Raw genomic sequence first — 22145 nt, 5'->3', positions numbered from 1 at the left:
TGGCACTTATGTCACGATCGCGCTACTTTCAGGGGTTTGTATCGCGAATTGCGCTTTTAGGGCGAAAAGATGCTACAACAGCCGGTGCGGTTTCCACATACGGCCCATCCAACAACTGTATACAATACGGTACACTTGCAAAAATACCCGGTACGATAACTTTACCGTCGGCATCTTTCACACCTTCCAGCGTTTCTTTGATCGACTTCGGCTGTCCAGGCAGATTCAGGATCAGCGCCTGCTTGCGAATCACGCCAACCTGGCGGGAGAGAATAGCCGTTGGCACAAAATGCAGGCTTATCTGGCGCATCTGCTCGCCAAAGCCCGGCATCTGGCGGTCGGCTACGGCCAGCGTGGCATCAGGCGTCACGTCGCGACGGGCCGGACCCGTTCCGCCGGTAGTCAGCACCAGATGACAGCTCATTTCATCCACCAGCTCGCATAAGGTCTGTTCGATGATCGCCTGTTCATCCGGGATCAACCGCGTTTGCAGCTCAAAAGGGGTGGTAAGGGCAGACGCCAGCCACTCTTCAAGGGCCGGGATACCTTTATCCTGGTAAACGCCGCTGGAAGCACGGTCAGAAATGGAAACCAGGCCAATGCGTAAAGTATTCATGATTATTCCGTTTAAACAGTCTCGTTAAACAGAATGATACACTGCGAAGGGAAGGACAGACAGGTTTCAGAAGAGGTAGCGTGACCCATATCAGGGCCACGCGCTAATGATTACAGCAGATCGCCGATCATTTTTTCCAGTTTACCCTGGTCTACAGCAAACTTACGGATACCGTCCGCCAGTTTGTCTACAGCCATCGGATCCTGGTTGTGCTGCCACAGGAACTCAGCTTCAGTGATGCGTGCAGGGCGCGCTTTCACTTCGCCGGAGAAGGACAGTTTACGTTCGATAGCGCCTTCGCTTTCCGCCAGCTCTTTCAGCAGTGCCGGTGCAATCGTCAGACGATCGCAGCCTGCCAGTTCAATGATTTCGCCAATGTTACGGAAGCTCGCACCCATCACCACAGTTTCGTAACCGTGTTGTTTGTAGTACTCGTAGATTTCCGTTACGGAAACCACACCCGGATCTTCTGCCGGTGCATACTCTTTTTTGTCGGAGTTGGCTTTGTACCAGTCAAGAATACGGCCAACGAACGGAGAAATCAGGTATACGCCAGCTTCTGCACATGCACGCGCCTGCGCGAAGGAGAACAGCAGAGTCAGGTTACAGTTGATGCCTTCTTTTTCCAACTGCTCAGCGGCACGGATGCCCTGCCAGGTTGAAGCCAGTTTGATCAGAATGCGATCGTTGCTGATGCCAGCATCGTTGTACATTTTGATCAGGCGTTTTGCTTTTGCGATAGACGCGTCGGTGTCGTAGGACAGACGAGCGTCAACTTCAGTGGAGATACGACCCGGGACCAGTTTCAGGATCTCCAGACCGATATTTACTGCCAGTTTGTCGGTCGCGTCGACGACCTGCTGCGCACGGTCGTTGCTCTGCTGCTTAGCCCAGGCTACAGCGTCATCAATCAGCTTGCGGTATTCCGGGATCTGCGCTGCGTTAAGAATGAGAGAAGGGTTAGTTGTGGCATCCTGAGGCTGATACAGCTTCATTGCCGCGATGTCTCCGGTGTCGGCCACTACTGTGGTGAACTGACGAAGGGAGGTCAATTTGTCCGTCATGATAGCGATTCTCTTTAAACAGCTTGTTAGGGGGATGTAACCGATCTTCCCTGATGATAGCACGACGCACTCTCAGCGCAACCGCCTGGATTCTCCGACCAGCCGCTCAGCCCTGATTACGCATCTCAAAGCCCGAGATGCGCAATTAAGGATATAACGATTGTTATGATAAACTCCCGCAATCAATCACCTTTCAAGGTATATACTGGTCGATTATTGGTAGCGCTTACACGGAAATCCTCGCGCTAACCGGCATCAACAAGAGGGATGTTAATGCCTGATTTTTTCTCATTTATTAATGAAATACTCTGGGGTTCGGTGATGATCTACCTCCTGCTTGGCGCAGGATGTTGGTTCACCTGGCGTACAGGGTTCGTTCAGTTTCGCTACATTCCCCAGTTTGGCAAAAGTCTTAAAAATAGCATCAGCCCGCAGCCGGGCGGTTTAACTTCCTTTCAGGCTTTATGCACCAGTCTTGCCGCACGAATCGGTAGCGGCAATCTGGCAGGCGTGGCGTTGGCGATTGCCGCCGGCGGCGCGGGAGCCGTTTTCTGGATGTGGGTTTCGGCGGTTATTGGCATGGCAACGTCATTTGCCGAGTGCTCGCTTGCCCAACTGTACAAAGAACGCGACAGCAAGGGACAGTTTCGCGGCGGTCCTGCGTGGTATATGGCGCGTGGGCTGGGCATGCGCTGGATGGGCGTGCTTTTTGCCATCTTTTTACTCATTGCCTACGGGCTGATTTTTAACAGCGTTCAGGCAAATTCGGTTTCTCGTGCGCTAACCTTTGCGTTTGATATCCCTCCCCTCTTCTCCGGAATCACCCTGGCAATCGTGTCATTGCTGGCAATCGTCGGCGGCATTAAAGGCGTTGCCCGCCTGATGCAATGGTTCGTTCCGATGATGGCTCTGCTGTGGGTCGGTTGCAGTATCATCATCTGCCTTTGGCATTTCGGGCAGCTTCCCGGCATTATCATGACCATTATAAAAAGCGCATTCGGCTGGCAGGAGGCCGCGGCCGGTGCCGCCGGGTATACGCTAAGCCAGGCCATTGCCAGCGGCTTTCAACGCGGTATGTTTTCTAATGAGGCCGGGATGGGATCAACTCCGAATGCCGCCGCCTCGGCAGCGTCCTGGCCCCCGCATCCGGCGGCACAAGGTATTGTGCAAATGATCGGAGTATTAGTTGATACGCTGATTCTCTGTACCGCCAGCGCGATGATCGTTCTGTTGGCAGGCAATGGCACCAGCTATGTGCCAATGGAAGGCATCCAACTGCTTCAGAAAGCGATGGTAACGCTCACGGGGGAATGGGGAGCCGGATTTGTGGCTTTCATTGTGATTCTGTTTGCCTTTAGCTCTATCGTCGCCAACTACATCTACGCGGAAAATAACCTGGTTTTCCTGAAGATGGACAACATGCGCGTCATCTGGCTATTACGGATCGCCACCGTTAGCACCGTGGTCGGCGGAACGTTAATCAGTGTCCCGCTGGTCTGGCAATTGGCCGACATCATTATGGCCTGTATGGCCATCACTAACCTGACGGCGATTTTGCTGCTTTCTCCAGTTGTACATACCATCGCCAGCGACTATCTGCGCCAGCGTAAACTCGGGGTGCGCCCGCAATTCGATCCGCGCCGTTATCCTGATATCAGACAACAGCTTGCGCCCGAAAGCTGGGATGAAACGCCGCGCGAATAGCGCGGCAATCGCAACCATCGATCAATTCAGTCGTTTTTTTTGCTAAAGTCGCAGTAAATTTCCTGCAAGGACTGGATATGCTGATTCTGATTTCACCTGCAAAAACGCTCGACTACCAAAGTCCGCTGGCAACGACACGTCATACGTTGCCCGAACTGCTGGATCACTCCCAGCAGCTGATTCACGTGGCGCGCCAGCTCTCTGCCCCGCAGATTGGCAAGCTGATGGGGATTAGCGACAAGCTGGCGGATCTGAATGCCACGCGTTTCCATGACTGGCAGCCTGACTTCACGCCGGAAAACGCGCGCCAGGCCATTCTGGCGTTTAAAGGCGACGTGTATACCGGGCTGCAGGCTGAAACCTTCAGTGAGGCGGATTTCGACTTCGCTCAGCAGCATTTACGCATGTTGTCCGGGCTTTACGGCGTTTTGCGTCCGCTGGATTTGATGCAGCCTTACCGTCTGGAAATGGGCATTCGTCTGGCCAATGCTAAGGGTAAAGATCTCTACCAGTTCTGGGGAGATATCATCACCGATAAACTTAATGAAGCACTTGAAGCGCAAGGCGACAGCGTGGTGATTAACCTCGCCTCGGATGAGTATTTTAAATCCGTGAAGCCGAAAAAGCTCAACGCAGAGCTTATCAAACCGGTCTTCCTTGATGAGAAGAACGGCAAGTTCAAAGTCATCAGCTTCTATGCCAAAAAAGCGCGCGGCCTGATGAGTCGCTACATTATTGAGAATCGCTTAACGCAGCCAGAACAACTGACTGCTTTTAACAGCGAAGGCTATTTCTTTGATGAAGAAGCGTCAGGGAATGGCGAACTGGTGTTTAAACGCCACGAGCAGTAGCGTACATGCCGGATGGCGGCAGGTTTTGTAGGCCCGCTAAGCAAAGCGCCAGCGGGCACCACCGTTAACCGCGAGTCATCATCAGCTTACGCAGCGCAGCAAAATCAGCAGGCAGGTGATGAGAAAGCAGCGGCAGGTCCGCGCGCTCCGCCAGCTCTTTTGGCAGAGCCAGCTTCAGGTCAAGAATCTCTTCAACGCTTTCTTTAAACTTCGCCGGATGCGCAGTACCGAGGAACAGGCCGTACTCGCCAGGGTTCAACTGGTCGCGCAGCGCACGGTACGCCACCGCCGCATGCGGTTCTGAGGTGTACCCCATCTCATGCAGCTCACGCATCGTATCCTGCGTAGTAGCATCATCAACGGCAGCATAACCCAGCTCATTCAGGCGCCAGATTTTACGGCGGAACAGTTCTTCCACGCGCGGCCAGTTGTTCGGCTGGCTGACATCCATCGCATTCGACAACGTCGCCTGAGTCGCTTTCGGCGCCCACTCACCTTGTGCAAGGAAACGCGGAACCGTATCGTTGACGTTGGTCGCCGCAATAAAACGTTTCACCGGCAAGCCCAGCGATTTCGCCAACAGCCCGGCGGTTAAATCGCCAAAGTTACCGCTGGGAACGGAGATTACCAGTTGATTACGCGCCTCTTGCGGCAGTTGGGCCACGGCCTCAAAGTAATAACAGATTTGCGCCAGCAGACGGCTGATGTTGATCGAGTTAGCCGAGTTCAGCCCCAGAGCCGTCTTCAGTTCTTCGTCATCAAACGCCTGTTTCACCAGCGCCTGGCAGGCATCAAAATCGCCATCAATTGCTACGGTTTCAATATTGCCGCCCAGCGTACAGAACAGTTTTTCCTGTAATGGGCTGATCTTGCCGTTCGGGTAGAGGATTACCACGCGCACATTTTTCAGGCCATAAAAGGCATGTGCGACCGCCGCCCCAGTGTCTCCGGAGGTCGCCGTCAGAATGGTGACCGGTTTGTCGCCGCTGATATGCGTCAGCATCTGCGCCATAAAGCGCCCGCCAAAGTCTTTAAATGCAAGCGTTGGGCCGTGGAACAGTTCCAGACAGCCGACATCCGCGGCAACCTGAGCAACCGGCGCCGGAAAGGCAAATGCCGCACGCACGCGCTCTTCCAGAATTTCCTGAGGGATCTCATCCCCGATAAATGCGGAAAGGATCTTCGCGCTGCGGCTAACGAAATCCAGGTCCAGCATCTCATCAACTTCTGTCAGATTGAATTCCGGCAAATCGTGCGGAAAAAACAATCCCTGATTCTTGCCAAGTCCTTGCGTGACGGCCTGCGCAAAGCTGACCTGTTCGTTGTGATCTTTCAGATTATACAGTTTCATTGATTATCCCAGTACCCGTGCGCCCGCCGTGTCCAGCCGGCAAATATGAACAAAGCCTTCCTGATTTTGCAGATAATTTTTCCCCAGCCAATCTGCTACGCGCTGCGCTGTATCCGGTTTGTCGCACAAGGCAAACAGCGTCGGCCCCGACCCGGAGATACCGCTGGCCAGCGCGCCGATTTCCGCTACCGCCTGACGCGCCTGGCTAAAGCCTGGCAGCAAGCGGGTACGGTACGGCTCAGCAATGACATCTTTCATCAGCTTCGCAGCAAGCCCAGGCTGACGGGAATAGCAGGCATGAATAAATCCAGCCAGATGTCGCCCGTGGGCGATACAGTCCTGACGGCGATACTGCGCAGGTAAAATCGCCCGTGCTTCTGCCGTTGACACTTTAATCCCCGGATACGCCAGTACCCACAGCCACTCATCAAAGCCTGGCACCTGCTGGCTGATAATGCCGTTTTCTTCGATCATTAACTGCATGCCGCCCAAAAAGCACGGGGCGACGTTATCGTAATGAATACTGCCGGAGATACGCCCTTCCAGCTCGCCCATTATCGCTAACAGGCGCGTATCGTTGAGCGGCTTACCGCAGTGTTCGTTCATAGCGACTAACGCCGCCACGACGGAACAGGCGCTGGAGCCTAACCCGGAGCCAATCGGCATATTTTTTTCCAGCGTCATCGCCACCGGAACGCTTTTACCCAGCTCCTGACAGAATCGCTCCCAGCACTGGTAGACAATATTTTCTCGCGGCTCAGGCGGCAGTTTGTTGGCAAAGCGCCCGAGGTTGTTAAGGCTGAAATGGTCGGCCGCTTCAACGGACACCACATCTCCCAACAGCGAACCGTCCACCGGGGTTACCGCCGCGCCGAGCACATCAAACCCGACGCTCATATTGGCACTGGAAGCCGGGGCATAAACTCTCACCATGTCAGACTCCTAACTTCCATGAAAGGGTGCGTAGCAGGTCGGCAAAGACGCCCGCCGCCGTCACATCGTTACCCGCGCCGTATCCGCGCAGAACCAACGGTAACGGCTGATAGTAGTGGCTATAGAATGCCAGCGCGTTTTCACCGTTTTTCACTTTGAACAGCGGATCGTTGCCGTCCACTGCATCAATTTTCACGCGACAAACGCCGTCCTCTTCGATATTGCCAACATAACGCAATACTTTTCCCTCATCACGGGCTTTCGCCACGCGCGCGGCAAAGGCGTCGTCCAGTTGCGACAATTTCGCCATAAACGCGGAAACATCACCAGAATCATCAAACTCTTTTGGCAGGACCGGCTCAATGACAATGTCAGAAAGCTCCAGCTCACGACCGGTTTCACGGGCCAGGATCAGCAGCTTACGCGCCACGTCCGTACCGGAAAGATCGTCACGCGGATCGGGTTCGGTATAGCCCAGTTCACGCGCCATTGTGGTGGCCTGGGAGAAGCTCATGCCTTCATCGAGCTTGCCGAAAATAAACGACAGCGAACCGGAAAGAATGCCTGAGAATCGTTGCAGTTCATCGCCCGCGCTGAGCAGATTTTGCAAGTTTTCAATAACCGGCAAGCCCGCGCCCACGTTGGTGTCGTACAGGAATTTACGACGCGACTTCGCCGCGGCAAAACGCAACTGATGGTAGTAATCCATCGACGACGTGTTGGCCTTTTTGTTCGGCGTGACCACATGGAAGCCTTCGCGCAGAAAGTCAGCATACTGATCCGCCACCGCCTGGCTTGAGGTACAGTCGACAATCACCGGGTTGAGCAGATGATATTCTTTCACCAGACGAATGAGGCGCCCAAGGTTGAATGGCTCTTTTGCGCTTTCCAGCTCCGTCTGCCAGTTTTCCAGATTCAAACCGTGGACGTTGGTCAGCAGAGCCTTCGAGTTCGCCACGCCGCACACGCGCAGATCGATATGCTTGTTTTTCAGCCAGGTTTGCTGACGTTTAAGCTGTTCCAGCAGCGCACCGCCCACTCCGCCTACGCCAATCACAAACACTTCAATCACCTGGTCGGTGTTGAACAGCATCTGATGGGTAACGCGTACGCCGGTGGTCGCGTCATCGTTGTTCACTACCACCGAAATAGAACGCTCGGACGACCCCTGGGCAATCGCCACGATGTTGATGTTCGCACGAGCCAGCGCGGCAAAGAATTTCGCCGAGATGCCGCGCAGCGTGCGCATACCATCGCCAACGACGGAGATGATAGCCAGTCGCTCAGTCACCGCCAGCGGCTCCAGCAGGCCTTCTTTCAGTTCGAGATAGAATTCATCCTGCATGGCGCGCTGCGCACGCGCGCAGTCGCCCTGTGGGACGCAGAAACTGATGCTGTATTCAGAAGAGGATTGGGTGATCAGCACGACCGAGATGCCCGCACGCGACATCGCGGCGAAAACGCGCGCCGCCATACCCACCATGCCTTTCATCCCAGGGCCGGAGACGCTAAACATCGCCATATTATTGAGGTTAGAAATGCCTTTTACCGGCAAATCGTCGTCATCACTGCTGGCACCGATCAACGTACCGGGCGCTTGCGGATTACCGGTATTTTTAATCAGGCACGGGATCTGGAACTGAGCAATAGGGGTAATGGTGCGCGGGTGCAGAACTTTGGCGCCGAAGTAAGAAAGCTCCATCGCTTCCTGATAAGACATCGACTTCAGCAGCCGGGCGTCGGGTACCTGACGCGGATCGCAGGTATATACGCCGTCAACATCGGTCCAGATCTCACAACAATCAGCGCGCAAACAGGCGGCCAGTACGGCGGCAGAGTAGTCAGAGCCATTACGCCCCAGCACCACTAATTCACCTTTCTCATTCCCGGCAGTAAATCCGGTCATCAGAATCATATGGTCAGCAGGAATACGGCTGGCGGCAATACGGCGCGTAGATTCGGCGATATCAACGGTAGATTCGAGGTAATGGCCTACTGCCAGCAATTTCTCCACCGGGTCAATGACCGTCACGTTGTGCCCGCGCGCTTCCAGCAGGCCTGCCATGATGGCGATCGACATTTTTTCACCACGGCAGATAAGCGCGGCATTGATACTGTCCGGGCACTGTCCCAGCAGGCTGATACCGTGCAGGACGTGCTTAATCTGGGCAAATTCTTGTTCAACAAAGGCTTTGAGCGGAGCCAGCGGGAAATCCGACTGTGCGGCGGCCAGACCCACCAGCAGTTCAGAGAAAATGCGTTCGGCGTCGCTGATGTTGGCTAAAGCATCCTGACCACCGATGGTCTTTTCAATCATCGCCACCAGATGGTTGGTAATTTTTGCGGGGGCAGAGAGTACGGTCGCGACCTGCCCCTGTCTGGCATTGCTTTCCAAAATATCGGCAACCCGCAGAAAGCGCTCTGCATTTGCCACTGATGTACCGCCGAACTTCAACACTCGCATGGTTTACCTCATTGCCTTTGGTCGAAAAAAAAGCCCGCACTGTTTAGGTGCGGGCTTTTTCTTGTGTTTCCTGTACGCGTCAGCCCGCACCGTTACCTGTGGTAATGGTGATGGTTGTGGTAATAGTGATGCTGATGCGTTTCATGATGTTGTGTGCTCTGTAATTATTATCTGTCTGTGCTGTATTCTTTTAGGGTTAAAGTATCTGCTGGCCTAAGTCAATAAATTTTTAAATTGATCACATTCCGAAATTTGTTCACGAGCGACTGCTTGCCCTTTTACTTTCAACCAAAACAGCATGTTCCCCCCACTTGAAGTCAGAATAAAAAACCACGTAACAAAAACTGCTTGAAATTTTATTTTGTGATGTTTTTTTCTATATCATGTAAAAAACGGTGCAACATTGCCGTGTCTCGCTGCCCTAACAGGCCCATTCGCTGTTGCAGCCAGTCCGTCAGCTTGATGTCGTCAGAAACGTTCAGCGTGGCTAATAAACGTAAAACGCGCGCGCGCAATGCCTGTAGCTGAAGCTCATCCGTCACCTCACTATTTTTAGCCGGTTGTTGTATTAAACCTGCTAATTGATAGCAATACACCATCACCGCCTGTCCCAAATTGAGTGAGGGATAGTCAGCCACCATAGGTACACCGGTGAGCACATCCGCCAGAGCCAATTCTTCGTTGGTCAGCCCCGAATCCTCGCGACCAAAAACCAGTGCGGCGTGTTCCATCCACGTTGATTTTTCCTGCAACAGGGGAACCAGTTCGACCGGCGTAGCGTAATAATGAAACTTCGCCCGGCTGCGCGCGGTGGTCGCGACGGTAAAATCCACGTCGTGGAGCGCCTCCGCTAACGTTGGAAAAACGTTAATATTATCAATAATATCGCCCGAACCATGCGCAACCCATCGCGTAGCGGGTTCCAGGTGGGCTTCGCTGTCAACGATCCGTAATTGGGTGAACCCCATAGTCTTCATAGCGCGGGCAGCCGCGCCGATATTCTCCGCTCTGGCGGGGGCAACCAGAATAATTGTTAAACGCATTTCGATACTCTTTTTGGCCAGTCTGCAAGGGATTATGTGACGTAGGTCAACATATTACGCTGCGCGAATTTACATATTTTTAACAGAAATCACTGAAAAAGCATTTCGCATACGTTAAAAAATGCTAAACTATTTCCAGGCTGTACTATTGCTTTTTATGTTAACAAAAGTTGCATATCCCTCTGTTTATCCATGATAATTTAATTTAAAATGGATCGCACTGGTTGGATTCATTACATTTATTAATTTGCTCGTGCAACTAGTTGTAATATTGCAATTTTGTGATGAAAGCAAACATTTGGATACGTTGATTTCATCAAACTGTTAACGTGCTACAATTGAACTTGATATATGTCAACGAAGCGTAGTTTTATTGGGTGTCCGGCATGTCTTAGCCTGTTATGTTGCTGTTAAAATGGTTAGGATGACAGCCGTTTTTGACACTGTCGGGTCCAGAGGGAAACTACCCACGACCAAGCTAATGATGTTGTTGACGTTGATGGAAAGTGCATCAAGAACGCAATTACGTACTTTAGTCATGTTACGCCGATCATGTTAATTTACGGCATGCATCAGGCAGGTCAGGGACTTTTGTACTTCCTGTTTCGATTTAGTTGGCAATTTAGGTAGCAAACATGCAGACCCCGCACATTCTTATCGTTGAAGACGAGTTAGTAACACGCAACACGTTGAAAAGCATTTTCGAAGCAGAAGGCTATGATGTATTCGAAGCGACAGATGGCGCGGAAATGCATCAGATTCTCTCTGAATATGACATCAACCTTGTGATTATGGATATCAATCTGCCTGGGAAAAATGGCCTGCTGTTAGCGCGCGAACTCCGCGAACAAGCTAACGTTGCGCTGATGTTCCTGACGGGCCGTGATAACGAAGTCGATAAAATTCTCGGCCTCGAAATCGGCGCAGACGATTACATCACCAAGCCGTTTAACCCGCGCGAACTGACTATCCGTGCTCGTAACCTGCTGTCCCGTACCATGAACCTTGGTACTGTCAGCGAAGAACGCCGTAGCGTCGAAAGCTACAAGTTCAATGGCTGGGAGCTGGACATCAACAGCCGCTCTCTGATTGGTCCTGACGGCGAGCAGTATAAACTGCCGCGCAGCGAATTCCGTGCCATGCTTCACTTCTGTGAGAATCCGGGCAAAATCCAGTCTCGCGCAGAACTGCTGAAAAAAATGACCGGTCGCGAACTGAAGCCGCATGACCGTACCGTTGACGTGACGATCCGCCGCATTCGTAAACATTTCGAATCAACGCCGGATACGCCAGAAATCATCGCCACCATTCACGGTGAAGGCTACCGTTTCTGCGGCGACCTGCAGGATTAATTCAATTCTGATGGGTAAAAAAAACGGCGCGTTATGCGCCGTTTTTCATTTCTCTACGGGTCTATTTCCATAAGCGAAACGCGTCACTCTGCTCAGGCTGAGATGCCGGAAGTTCTGACGGTTTTGGTTTTGGCTGCGCCAGCGAGTGCCAGTCAAGATTACGCGTCAGGAACATCACCCCACACAGCGCAAACAACAGCACACCGGTACCCAGCAGTAAAGAGCTGTCCTGTGAACGCAGCAGCACCCACATCACGCCATCCAGCGCCAGTAGCGCCACGGTGAACAAAATACTGTTCCGCCAGCCCTGCAATATCGCCTGCAAATACACCCCGTTCATTAACGCGCCAACCAGGCTTGCCGTTATCCACGCCGCCGTAAAACCAATGTGTTCTGACAGCGCCAGCAGAAGCAGATAAAACATCACCAGCGATAACCCCACCAGCAGATACTGCATCGGGTGCAGACGCAGACTGGTCATGCTCTCAAGCACGAAGAAAGACATAAAGGTCAGCACAATCAGCAGGATGGCATATTTTGTTGCCCTGTCCGTTAACTGATACTGATCTGCTGGCGTGGCGACGGCGACGCTAAACGCAGGCATGCCCTCCCAGCCAATTTTTTCGCCATCAAAGCGCTCGCCGAGGTTATTGGCAAACCAACTGCTTTGCCACTGGGCCTTGAATCCTGATTCACTGATTTCGCGCTTAGCCGGAAGAAAGTCCCCAAGAAAGTTGGGATGCGGCCAGTTGCTGGTTAAGGTCATTTCACTGTTACGCCCAACCGGTACGACGGAGAAATCGCCGGTACCGCTCAAATTGAGCGACAACACCAGGCTCAGATTTTGCTCCGCCCAGCCCGCGTCAGGTAGCGGAATGTGAATTCCCTGCGCACGTCCATCCAACCCCGTCCCCGGCTCAACGACCAGCGACGTGCCATTGACCTGTGGCGCTTTTACCACGCCAATCCCGCGCGCATCACCCACACCAACTACAATAAACGGTTTGCCGACGCTGACGTTGGGATGGTTTAAATCGCTCAAGCGCTCGGCGTTAAACTCGGCCTTCACCGAAACATCGTTGTGCCAGACCTGGCCTTCATAAATACCGATTTTACGCGCTTCTACGTTCTGATTCCCCTCAACGACCAACGACTCCGGCAGCCAGAAATGGATATAGCTGCGTTTACGCTGGACCTCTTTGCCATCCTCCAGCGAGGTATAAAGTTCTGTCACCGGAACGGCAATCAGCGGCCCTACCATCTTTTGCGGCCCGCTGGTGCTCTGACGGATAGCATCTTCGACGTCATCACGATAATCCGATCGCTCAACGATTATCTGCCTGACCATCGTCAGCGGAATTAACAGCAGCAGTATTGCGCCACCTAAGGTGACGATTTTCCAAAACAGGGGGGATTTAAACATAGCGTTCTCCTTTGCAATATCAGCAAGGTAGAACAGCTATGTGCGGAGAATTTGAAGTTATGTGAAGTGACGGTGAAGCGTAAACAGAGCCTGTACGCCCCCTTCCGGTCGGTTAGACAATGTCACCGTACCTGCGTGAAGTCGCGCAACTTCGCTGACAAACGCCAGCCCCAAACCGCTGCTCTTATGCCCATTCTCACGGGGCAGCGAGTAAAAGCGCTCAAAAATACGCGGTAACGCAAAGTCGGGGATCCCGCTGCCACTGTCGATGACCTGCAACGTGACCCGCTCCTCCTGCTGATGCGAACTCAGCGTAATCGTCCCGTCCTGCGGCGTGAAGTCGATCGCGTTGTCGAGCAAATTCCCCAATGCCTGCTCCAGTAACGCAGGGTCGGCGGCGACGCTAAGCGATGAAGGTATAATGGTCAGCGTGATGTTTTTTGCCGCCAGTTGCACGCTGCGTGCCTCTTTAAGCTGAGCAAACAGCGCGTCTACTGCCACCGCCATCAACGTTATGTCCTGTCGATTCTCCAGTCGCGCCTGACGTAGCAGAGTTTCGACCAACGCCTGCATGCGCGCATTTTGCGTCAGAATATTATCGGTAAAGCGCGCAACCACGTTCGGCGGCGGACCTTCGCGCAAAATTTCAGCTGCGCCACGGATGGCCGCCAGCGGACTTTTCAGCTCGTGCGTTAACGCGTAGACATATTGCTCAATGTAGTTTTTGCCCTCAAGCTTCAGACGCATACTTTCCAGCGCCTGCGCCAGTTTACGTAGCTCGCTGCTGCCTAAATCAGGCAGTGGGACGGGGCGATTCTCAGTAACGGAGTCGGCATAGCGCGCCAGCCGGGCAATAGAGCGGTTTATCCACCCTACCATCCCGACGCCGATCACTAAGGCAATGCCCAGTAATACGGCGCTGGCCCACAGCATCCGCCGTTCACTGCGTTTAATCACCGGCGCCATCGCCGCATTCGGTTTACCGACGCTAAGCACGCCGATAATACGCCCGCCGTCAACGATCGGCGCGGCAACGTACATCACCGAACTTTCCGGATCGTTCGGGTTTTGCGGCGTACTGCGGGCGCCATATTGCCCACGCAGGGTTAACCACACGTCGTTCCAGCGGGAATAGTCCTGACCGACGGCCTGGTTGGCGGAATCAAACAATACCTTGCCCTGCGCGTCGGTCATGTAGACATGGTATTCGTTACGAACTTTGTTAATGCCGCTGATATTGGCACTGAATGGACGGTTATGCAGTTGCGAAAATGCCTGCGCCAGCTTGCCGTTGGCGGGAGAGTCAGAGAGCAAGTCATCGCGCGCCAGCGCGGCCAGCAGCGTGGCGGTATCAATCAAGGTGCCTTCGGTCGCCCGGCGAACACCTGGCTTAATTTCCTGCACAAAGATCGACAAAACGAACCAGGCGGCGACGGCAACAATCAGAAAATAGCCGAGCAGCAAACGCATGCCAATGCGCATCAGACGCTCCTCAGGCTGTATCCCATACCGCGATGCGTATTGATAGGGGAAAACTCGGGGTTGATAGCCCGCAGCTTGGCGCGCAGCGTTTTGATGTGGGTATCGACCGTTCTGTCGAAGGTATCCTGCGCATCGGCCCAGACTAAATCCATCAACTGCTGGCGAGAGTAAATACGCCCCGGCGACATCAGCAGCGTTTTCAGCAACAGAAACTCATAGCGCGTCAGGTTTAACGGCCTGCCAAACCAGGTTATCTGCGCGGCCAGTTCATTAAGCTCAAACTCCCCACAGCGCGTCATTGATGAAGGAGCGGAGAATTTCTGCACCCGCCGCAGGAGCGTACGCACGCGGGCGCACACCTCGCGTGGAGAGAAAGGCTTGGCAACATAGTCATCCGCGCCGATTTCCAGCCCCAGCAGGCGATCCACCTCATCGCTGCGCGCGGTCAAAAACAGGATCGGCAACGCCGGATGACGCTCCAGCAGACGTCGGCATAGTTCAAAGCCGCTGATATCGGGTAGACCGACATCCAGAACGATCGCATCAGGACAGCGCTGGCGAGATTTTTCCAGCACCGGTAACCCGCGCTCAAACGCTTCCACGCTAAAACCTTCCTGCGACAGCATGTAGATAAGCGTATCGGCGATTCCCTGCTCATCCTCAACTAACCAGATCAACGGCTGTTGCATTTTGCTTCCTTGTTATTGCCGCCACGGCATGATGGGCACCGCGCTGATGGCATTTTTGGGCGATCCATCGACCACTTTATCTGAATAGGCCAGATAGGCCAGCGCATTACGTTTCGCGTCGTAAAAACGCACGACCTGTAAGGATTTAAACACCAGCGAGGTACGTTTTTTAAACACCACTTCGCCCTGCGCTTTGCCGTTCTTGATTCTGTCGCTCAGTTCTACCGGCCCTACCTGCTGGCAGGAGATGGCGGCATCGGAGGTATCTTCCGCCAGCCCCAGTCCACCTTTGATGCCGCCGGTCTTCGCCCGGCTCACGTAGCACGTCACGTTGGTCACATCCGGATCGTCAAACGCTTCGACCACAATTTTATGATCCGGCCCAAACATTTTGAAAACCGTATCGACAGATCCAATCTGCTCCGCGTGGGCGACCTGCGCCAACATCAGTAGAATTGAGGAAATGATTAAGCTCTTATATTTCATATTGTTACCATTCTTAAAAGTTACTCTGTGTAATTATTCGACATTTTAAGATAAAACGTATACAGATCACAGGATTACAATAATCACGCTTTCGTATGTCCGAAAAAAGCATTTATGAGCAAAAAAAACACTGAATGCTAAAACAGCAAAAAATGCTATTATCCACATACCTGACGTCAGGTACTCGTTGTTGAAAGGATGAGGATATTTTATGGATCAGGCTGGCATTATTCGCGACCTATTAATCTGGCTGGAAGGTCATCTGGATCAGCCTTTGTCGCTTGACAATGTGGCGGCAAAAGCAGGCTATTCCAAGTGGCACCTGCAGAGAATGTTTAAGGACGTGACGGGCCATGCTATTGGCGCCTACATCCGCGCCCGTCGTTTATCGAAATCTGCAGTGGCGCTGCGCCTGACTGCGCGCCCAATTTTGGATATTGCGCTGCAATATCGCTTTGACTCTCAACAAACCTTTACCCGCGCGTTCAAGAAACAGTTTTCCCAGACGCCTGCGCTGTATCGCCGCTCCCCGGAATGGAGCGCGTTCGGTATTCGCCCGCCAATGCGACTGGGTGAATTTACGATGCCTGCGCACGAGTTCGTTACGCTGGAAGATACGCAACTGCTTGGCACCACGCAAAGCTATTCCTGCTCGCTGGAACAGATTTCAGATTTCCGGCATGAAATGCGTATTCAGTTCTGGCGCGACTTCCTTGCTAATGCTCCTTCAATCCCGCCGGTGCTGTACGGGCTGAACGAAACGCGTCCGAGCATTGAAAAAGATGACGAGCAGGAAGTGTTTTACACCACGGCACTGACGCCGGAACAAGCCAATGGCTATGTGCCGTCGGCGCAGCCTATCCTGTTACAGGGCGGCGAGTACGTGATGTTTACCTATGAAGGGCTGGGTACCGGCGTGCAGGAGTTTATCCTGACAGTCTACGGCACATGCATGCCGATGCTGAACCTGACGCGCCGTAAAGGGCAAGATATCGAGCGATACTACCCGGCAGAAGATGCCAAAGCGGGAGATCGCCCGATCAACCTGCGCTGCGAATTCCTGATTCCGATTCGCCGCTAGCGCTGCAGTTCATCCAACGCAGGGGCATCCAGATGAGAAATGTCCCCTGCCGTTTCAACCACCCATCCCGGCGCCAGCCATAAGCTTTCCTGGTAATCGACGCGAGAAATAGAACAGTTGCGCAGACGCAGGCGACGTTCAGCCCAGGCCGGTAATCCCAGAATCGTACTCACCAGGCAACCCAGCGCGATACCGTGGCTGACCAGCAGTGGACGACTTCCCGGCGGCAGCTCCAGACAGGATGCCAGCGCCGCGTTGACGCGATCGCTCAGCTCCTGCATCGATTCCCCTTCCGGAATACGACCATCCACCGTACCGTTCACCAACTGGCGACGCCAGCCCTCTTCCTCCGGCGTCAGCGTATCGATATGACGCTGCTCCAGCACGCCCATATTCAGCTCACGCAGACGGGAGTCATAGGTGATATCACAGCCACAGGCCTGGGCGATGATTTCTGCGGTGCGTCGTGTACGACCTAAATCGCTACTGATGACATGCGTAATTCCAAACGAGCGGGCGCGTTCTCCCACCTGCATGGCTTGCTGTTCACCTTTAGCGGTCAGTGGGCTGTCTGACTGGCCTTGAATACGTCGCTCGGCGTTCCACTGCGTTTCGCCATGGCGAACAAGGTATACCTGTAACATGCTTTTTTTCCGTTATATACTCGTCATACTTTGAGTAGACTCTGCGATGAATTTTCAAACTGAGCTTAATTATGCACAAGGTTATCTCTGCAACCACCAATCCTGCCAAAATTCAGGCAATTCTGCGGGCATTTGAAGAGATTTTCGGGGAAGGATCCTGCCATATTGAACCCGTCGCCGTCGAGAGTGGCGTGCCGGAACAACCTTTCGGAAGCCAGGAAACGCGCACTGGCGCACGAAATCGCGTTGATAACGCGCGCCGCCTGCACCCGCAGGCTGATTTCTGGGTCGCTATTGAAGCGGGTATTGACGATGACGCCACCTTCAGTTGGGTGGTGATTGATAACGGCATCCAGCGTGGAGAAGCCCGTTCAGCCACACTGCCATTGCCAGCTGTCATTCTCGACAGAGTCCGCCAGGGTGAAGCGCTCGGCCCGGTGATGTCGGACTATACGGGTATTGATGAGATTGGCCGTAAAGAGGGCGCAATCGGCGTCTTTACCGCGGGCAAGCTGACGCGCTCGAGCGTCTACCACCAGGCAGTGATTCTGGCGCTCAGCCCATTTCATAACGCGGTGTATCGGTAATGATTTGCGCTACGTTGTAGGCCTGATAAGCACAGCGCCATCAGGCATTTCGCGGCGATGTTGCCGGATGGCGGCTTCGCCTTATCCGGCCTACGACGAATCAGCCGTTTTTGAGTAACACCAGCTCCAGCCAGTGACGCAGATCCACCGGTGCGGATTTGAGGCTGTTCGACCCCCGCGTAATGGTGGCGATCCCCGCTCCAAGCTCGTTTTTAAGCTCGCGCTGGCTCATCTCGCCACGCAGCAGCTCTTCAATGATACGCACACGCGTGCCTAACGCTTCGCGCTCATCCGGCGTTAACATCAAATTGAGCAGGGGCAGGTGTAAATCTTGTTCATAGGCGTGTTTAAGCAGATCGACAAAACGTAACCACTCCTGGTGACGCTGTTCTGCCATCTCTGCTGAATAGGGTGATTGCTGAGTCATAAGATATCGCCATCGTTGCGGGGGAAGCGTGCTTGCTTCCCCCTTTTGTACTCTTTAACGAGTACGATAGCATAACACAACCGACGCGATCAGTAACGACGTTGCCATTCTGCGTCGCTCATCAACTCCGGTTTATCACCGAGGAAATAGCGGTAGTACGCATCGTAAGCCAACACGTTCTTCACGTAACCACGCGTCTCTGAGAATGGAATGCTCTCGACAAACGCGACGGCATCAATCCGGCCCGCGCTATTGCCAAGCCAGGTGCGAACGCGCCCCGGTCCGGCGTTATAGGCCGCCGACGCAAAAATGCGGTTATTACCGAATTGCTGGTAAACATACTGCAAATAGCTGGTACCAATGTTGATGTTGGTATCAGGATCCAGTAGCTGGCTCGGGCTGCTGTAACCCGCAATCGAGAACATTTTCACCGTATGCGTCGCCGTGCCTGGCATAATCTGCATCAGTCCGCTGGCGCCGACCGGCGATTTCACTTTCGGGTTCCAGGCGCTTTCCTGACGCGCTATCGCCATCGCATAGCTCGGCTGAATATCCTTGCCGCTGGTGTAACGGGTAAACAGATCCTTGTAGGCCAGCGGGAAGCGCTCTTCCAGATGATCCCACAGCTTACCGGCGATCGTCGCCTGCACGCTCAGATCCCACCAGTGATTATTGAACGCGTAACGCGCCAGTTGAGCCTGCTCAGACTTGGTGCGGCTGGTGACCAGATTCGCCCATTCACTGCGTGCGGTATTGTCCATGTTCCAGTACATCAGCTCGCGTACGCGCGCCATTTCCGGGCCCTGAGTTAACGCAGAGTCAACGTTGGCTGGGGCTTTATCCACTTTCAACTCATACTCTTCGCCCAGACGCTGTGCCGCCACCATCGGATAGAATCCGCGCTGCTGCATGAGCTGATGCAGGATCTCTTTGGCTTCCGCTTCGCGTCCGCGTTCCAGCAGCAGATCGGCCTGCCAGTAGCGCCACTCATCTTTTTCTTTTGCTTCCATTGGCAGACGCGCCAGCCAGGTATTCAGGCCACGACGATCGCCGGTTCCCAGCGCCATGCGCACGCGACGCTCCACAAGCGAGGTGGAATTCGAACGCATAATGGCGTCATCGCGCCATTTGGCCTGCTCGTCGGTGACGTCGTTGCCCATCAAACGCCAGGCAACAATGTCGCGCAGCTCCTGAGTTTGCTCGTCATTCAACTGCTGCGCTTGTGTCAGAGACGGGATCATCAGGCGGGCATTCTCCACATCCTGACGCGCCACGCTGGCAAAGGCCACCGCTGCCATCTGTCGGGTGAAATCCGTGGCGCCAGTAGTGCGAGCAAAGGTCATCACCGAATTTGGATCATTGGCCAGCGCAATGATCGCCGAAGCGATAGTTTGATATTGCGCGGGCATCTGTCCGGCCAACGCGGTGACCAGTCCGGTATTCCCGGCTTTCATCGCCAGACGAATACGTTCCAGATACGCCAGCGGATCCTGGGTGCCTGAGGCGCGCCATACGCCGAATAATTTGTCACAAGCGTTCGGCTGGCTTTTCCCGGTCAACCACAGTTCTTTCGCGCCCTGCCAGGCTTCTTCGGTTTGCCCGGTGCTCCATTTCGCAAAGTAATAGTTACATTGCGCTTCCGTGGTACCCGGTTTTTCCGGACTGAATGCCAGCAGTCCACGCCAGTCTTCCCGTCGCGCCAGTTCATTCACGAAACGTGATTGCAGAGTACGCGCTGGGGGCAGCGTCGGGTTGGCGCGCACAAAATTGGTGACGGTAATGGTCGGCTGATTCATCAGATCGTCCGTAATCTGACGATATTCCAGATAAGGATACAGAGGATAGCTCTTCAGGCCGGGCATCATCTGCTCGACGACATCCATCTGGCGGTTATCCCAGGCCTGCTTAATTTGCGCATAGCGATTGCGCTGCTCATCCAGGGAATCGGCTCGCGCCACTTGACTGACCGTCAGCAGACATACGCTGGCCGCCAGCAGGCGCCAGGTAAATTGATTGGCTTTGTCCACAAGCTCTTCCTCTTCTCATGTTACGTCTGTGCAGCATCATGCCGCTTAATTCATTCATGCTAACCAGACATTGCAGAATGCGCCACGTCACGGACACTTTTTTACTTTTGTTGCGAGTGAGATCTGCTGGCTGGGATTGAGCAATGAAAAAGGCTACACTTCGCCTTTGAAAACTCTATTCATCACTATAAAAGAGGCGAAGTCCACGTGGCTCAATTCGTTTATACCATGCATCGTGTCGGCAAAGTCGTTCCGCCGAAACGTCATATTCTTAAAAACATCTCACTGAGCTTCTTCCCTGGCGCCAAAATCGGTGTACTCGGTCTGAACGGCGCGGGTAAATCTACCCTGCTGCGCATCATGGCCGGCATTGATACCGATATCGAAGGTGAAGCTCGCCCACAGCCTGGCATTAAAATCGGTTACCTGCCGCAGGAGCCGAAACTGAACCCGGAACATACCGTTCGCGAATCCGTTGAAGAAGCGGTTGCAGAAGTGGTTAACGCGCTGAAAGGCCTGGATGAAGTGTACGCGAAGTACGCCGAGCCGGACGCTGACTTCGACAAACTGGCCGCGCAACAGGGCAAGTTTGAAGAGATTATTCAGGCCCATGACGGTCATAACCTGAACGTGCAGCTTGAGCGTGCCGCCGACGCCCTGCGTCTGCCGGACTGGGACGCTAAAATTGAGAATCTCTCCGGTGGTGAACGCCGCCGCGTCGCGCTGTGCCGCCTGCTGCTGGAAAAACCAGACATGCTGCTGCTCGACGAACCGACCAACCACCTGGATGCGGAATCCGTGGCATGGCTGGAACGCTTCCTGCACGATTTCGAAGGCACCGTAGTGGCGATCACCCACGACCGTTACTTCCTCGACAACGTAGCGGGTTGGATTCTGGAGCTTGACCGTGGTGAAGGTATTCCGTGGGAAGGCAACTACTCCTCCTGGCTGGAGCAGAAAGATCAGCGTCTGGCCCAGGAAGCCTCTCAGGAAGCGGCTCGCCGTAAATCCATTGAGAAAGAGCTGGAGTGGGTACGTCAGGGCGCTAAAGGCCGTCAGTCTAAGGGCAAAGCCCGTCTGGCGCGCTTTGAAGAGCTGAACAACACCGAATATCAGAAGCGTAACGAAACCAACGAACTGTTTATCCCACCTGGAGCTCGTCTGGGCGATAAAGTCGTTGAAGTCACCAATCTGCGTAAATCCTACGGCGATCGTGTGCTGATTGACGACCTGAGCTTCTCGGTACCGAAAGGCGCCATTGTCGGCATCATCGGTCCGAACGGCGCGGGTAAATCAACCCTGTTCCGTATGATGTCCGGTCAGGAACAGCCTGACAGCGGCACCATCACGCTGGGTGAAACCGTCAAACTGGCCTCCGTTGACCAGTTCCGTGATGCGATGGACAACAGCAAAACCGTATGGGAAGAAGTTTCCGGCGGGCTGGATATCATGCGTATCGGCAATACCGAAATGCCAAGCCGCGCCTACGTGGGCCGCTTCAACTTCAAAGGTGTGGATCAGGGCAAACGCGTCGGCGAGCTGTCCGGCGGTGAGCGTGGTCGTCTACATCTGGCGAAGCTGCTGCAGGTTGGCGGCAACATGCTGCTGCTCGATGAACCAACCAACGACCTGGATATTGAAACCCTGCGCGCGCTGGAAAACGCCCTGCTGGAATTCCCGGGCTGCGCGATGGTTATCTCGCACGACCGTTGGTTCCTTGACCGTATCGCGACTCACATTCTGGATTACCAGGATGAAGGTAAGGTTGAGTTCTTCGAAGGTAACTTTACCGAATACGAAGAGTACAAGAAACGCACGCTTGGCGCGGATGCGCTGGAGCCGAAGCGTATTAAGTACAAGCGTATTTCGAAGTAATTACCGTTAAGCGCCGTATCCGGTCTACGAGGTTAGTGCGACTTGT

At 53.8% G+C, this 22145-nt stretch carries 21 protein-coding genes and 1 other annotated feature; of the genes, 6 read left to right on the top strand and 15 right to left on the bottom strand.

Translation table 11 applies throughout. The features are described from left to right. Positions 1–28: 28 nt before the first annotated feature. Positions 29–616, bottom strand: coding sequence for a molybdopterin adenylyltransferase (mog, locus tag LA337_02870; protein UBI16652.1), 588 nt, complete (start codon positions 614–616; stop codon positions 29–31). 110 nt (positions 617–726) lie between these two features. Continuing rightward, positions 727–1680, bottom strand: a complete 954-nt coding sequence (tal, locus tag LA337_02865) for a transaldolase (protein ID UBI16651.1) — start codon at positions 1678–1680, stop codon at positions 727–729. Between the two features lie 273 nt (positions 1681–1953). Between tal and LA337_02860 the strand changes: the two genes are divergently transcribed. Together LA337_02860 and yaaA are read left to right on the top strand one after the other, a co-directional pair. After that, positions 1954–3384, top strand: a complete 1431-nt coding sequence (locus tag LA337_02860; protein UBI16650.1) for a sodium:alanine symporter family protein — start codon at positions 1954–1956, stop codon at positions 3382–3384. A gap of 77 nt (positions 3385–3461) precedes the next feature. Beyond that, on the top strand, positions 3462–4235 hold the full coding sequence (yaaA, locus tag LA337_02855; GenBank protein UBI16649.1) for a peroxide stress protein YaaA: 774 nt from the start codon (positions 3462–3464) through the stop codon (positions 4233–4235). Positions 4236–4299: 64 nt separating this feature from the next. On the opposite strand, the gene thrC is transcribed toward yaaA, so the two are convergent. From thrC to LA337_02825, 6 genes are all read right to left on the bottom strand, one after another. Further along, positions 4300–5586, bottom strand: a complete 1287-nt coding sequence (thrC, locus tag LA337_02850; GenBank protein UBI16648.1) for a threonine synthase — start codon at positions 5584–5586, stop codon at positions 4300–4302. Between the two features lie 3 nt (positions 5587–5589). Beyond that, positions 5590–6519 carry a homoserine kinase gene (gene thrB / locus LA337_02845; protein ID UBI16647.1) on the bottom strand — a complete coding sequence of 310 codons (930 nt, stop codon included), beginning with the start codon at positions 6517–6519 and terminating at the stop codon, positions 5590–5592. Between the two features lies 1 nt (position 6520). After that, complete coding sequence (gene thrA / locus LA337_02840) at positions 6521–8983, bottom strand: bifunctional aspartate kinase/homoserine dehydrogenase I (GenBank protein UBI16646.1); 2463 nt, start codon at positions 8981–8983, stop codon at positions 6521–6523. 23 nt (positions 8984–9006) lie between these two features. Continuing rightward, positions 9007–9133: a sequence feature (Thr leader region), on the bottom strand. Continuing rightward, positions 9063–9128, bottom strand: a complete 66-nt coding sequence (gene thrL, locus LA337_02835) for a thr operon leader peptide (protein UBI18392.1) — start codon at positions 9126–9128, stop codon at positions 9063–9065. (Overlaps the previous feature by 66 nt.) Before the next feature lie 206 nt (positions 9134–9339). Further along, a complete protein-coding gene (locus tag LA337_02830) occupies positions 9340–10026 on the bottom strand; it encodes a tRNA/rRNA methyltransferase (protein ID UBI16645.1) in 687 nt (228 codons plus the stop codon). A gap of 399 nt (positions 10027–10425) precedes the next feature. Continuing rightward, complete coding sequence (locus LA337_02825) at positions 10426–10566, bottom strand: hypothetical protein (protein ID UBI16644.1); 141 nt, start codon at positions 10564–10566, stop codon at positions 10426–10428. Between the two features lie 95 nt (positions 10567–10661). Between LA337_02825 and arcA the strand changes: the two genes are divergently transcribed. Further along, a complete protein-coding gene (gene arcA / locus LA337_02820) occupies positions 10662–11378 on the top strand; it encodes a two-component system response regulator ArcA (protein ID UBI16643.1) in 717 nt (238 codons plus the stop codon). 61 nt (positions 11379–11439) lie between these two features. Here arcA and creD read toward each other — a convergent pair whose 3' ends face one another. From creD to creA, 4 genes are read right to left on the bottom strand one after another with little or no spacing between them, the layout of a single operon-like run. Further along, positions 11440–12801, bottom strand: coding sequence for a cell envelope integrity protein CreD (gene creD / locus LA337_02815; GenBank protein ID UBI16642.1), 1362 nt, complete (start codon positions 12799–12801; stop codon positions 11440–11442). A 57-nt stretch (positions 12802–12858) separates the two neighbouring features. Next, the gene (gene creC, locus LA337_02810; GenBank protein ID UBI16641.1) at positions 12859–14283 is read right to left on the bottom strand and encodes a two-component system sensor histidine kinase CreC; all 1425 of its coding nucleotides are present in this window, start codon (positions 14281–14283) and stop codon (positions 12859–12861) included. After that, complete coding sequence (gene creB, locus LA337_02805) at positions 14283–14972, bottom strand: two-component system response regulator CreB (GenBank protein UBI16640.1); 690 nt, start codon at positions 14970–14972, stop codon at positions 14283–14285. The genes creC and creB overlap by 1 nt, the downstream gene beginning before the upstream one ends. A 12-nt stretch (positions 14973–14984) precedes the next feature. Beyond that, the gene (creA, locus tag LA337_02800; protein UBI16639.1) at positions 14985–15458 is read right to left on the bottom strand and encodes a protein CreA; all 474 of its coding nucleotides are present in this window, start codon (positions 15456–15458) and stop codon (positions 14985–14987) included. Between the two features lie 211 nt (positions 15459–15669). Here creA and robA point away from each other — a divergent pair, with 211 nt between their 5' ends. Beyond that, a complete protein-coding gene (gene robA, locus LA337_02795) occupies positions 15670–16539 on the top strand; it encodes an MDR efflux pump AcrAB transcriptional activator RobA (protein ID UBI16638.1) in 870 nt (289 codons plus the stop codon). On the opposite strand, the gene gpmB is transcribed toward robA, so the two are convergent. Continuing rightward, on the bottom strand, positions 16536–17183 hold the full coding sequence (gpmB, locus tag LA337_02790; protein ID UBI16637.1) for a 2,3-diphosphoglycerate-dependent phosphoglycerate mutase GpmB: 648 nt from the start codon (positions 17181–17183) through the stop codon (positions 16536–16538). The genes robA and gpmB overlap by 4 nt on opposite strands. Before the next feature lie 71 nt (positions 17184–17254). Between gpmB and yjjX the strand changes: the two genes are divergently transcribed. Next, positions 17255–17770 carry an inosine/xanthosine triphosphatase gene (gene yjjX / locus LA337_02785; protein UBI16636.1) on the top strand — a complete coding sequence of 172 codons (516 nt, stop codon included), beginning with the start codon at positions 17255–17257 and terminating at the stop codon, positions 17768–17770. Between the two features lie 100 nt (positions 17771–17870). On the opposite strand, the gene trpR is transcribed toward yjjX, so the two are convergent. Together trpR and sltY are read right to left on the bottom strand one after the other, a co-directional pair. Continuing rightward, positions 17871–18197, bottom strand: a complete 327-nt coding sequence (gene trpR / locus LA337_02780; protein UBI16635.1) for a trp operon repressor — start codon at positions 18195–18197, stop codon at positions 17871–17873. Between the two features lie 89 nt (positions 18198–18286). Beyond that, complete coding sequence (sltY, locus tag LA337_02775) at positions 18287–20224, bottom strand: murein transglycosylase (GenBank protein ID UBI16634.1); 1938 nt, start codon at positions 20222–20224, stop codon at positions 18287–18289. Between the two features lie 207 nt (positions 20225–20431). On the opposite strand from sltY, the gene ettA reads away from it, so the two are divergent. Further along, positions 20432–22099 (top strand): energy-dependent translational throttle protein EttA, encoded by a 1668-nt coding sequence (gene ettA, locus LA337_02770; protein ID UBI16633.1) that lies wholly within the window; start codon positions 20432–20434, stop codon positions 22097–22099. The last annotated feature ends 46 nt before the right edge of the window (positions 22100–22145 follow it).

The sequence above is a fragment of the Citrobacter europaeus genome (assembly GCA_020099315.1).
Lineage (GTDB): Bacteria > Pseudomonadota > Gammaproteobacteria > Enterobacterales > Enterobacteriaceae > Citrobacter > Citrobacter europaeus.
Note: the sequence above shows the minus strand (reverse complement) of the source record. Positions and strands in the feature narration are given on the sequence as shown.